Origin of the sequence: Shewanella electrica, from assembly GCF_022321485.1 — a bacterium.
Lineage (GTDB): Bacteria > Pseudomonadota > Gammaproteobacteria > Enterobacterales > Shewanellaceae > Shewanella > Shewanella electrica.
In genome coordinates this window covers 1-277 of sequence record NZ_JAKOGG010000216.1, presented here as the reverse complement: position 1 = coordinate 277, position 277 = coordinate 1, and the positions used below count along the sequence as shown (strand labels likewise).

Here is a 277-nt window from a genome sequence, read left to right as displayed (position 1 = left end):
GCCAGGCAATCGGGAATGGGTTACTTCTATTGAGTGTATCAACTCTAGAGGATGGGTTCTACCACCTTGTATTATCTTCAAGGGAAAAGTCCATATCCAGGGTTGGTATGAAGATAAGGCCTTACCACACAACTGGAGGATTGAAGTCAGTGACAATGGATGGACTACTGATGATATTGGGCTACGGTGGCTGAAAAACATCTTTATTCCTGCTACTGAGGCTTGTACAACTGGAAAATATCGCCTTTTAATTCTTGATGGCCATGGGAGTCATTTA

General features: G+C 43.0%; 1 protein-coding gene. It reads left to right on the top strand.

From position 1 onward, the window contains the following. Positions 1-28: 28 nt before the first annotated feature. On the top strand, positions 29-277 hold a 249-nt coding region (locus L9G74_RS24085), incomplete at its 3' end, for a transposase domain-containing protein (RefSeq protein WP_500142669.1).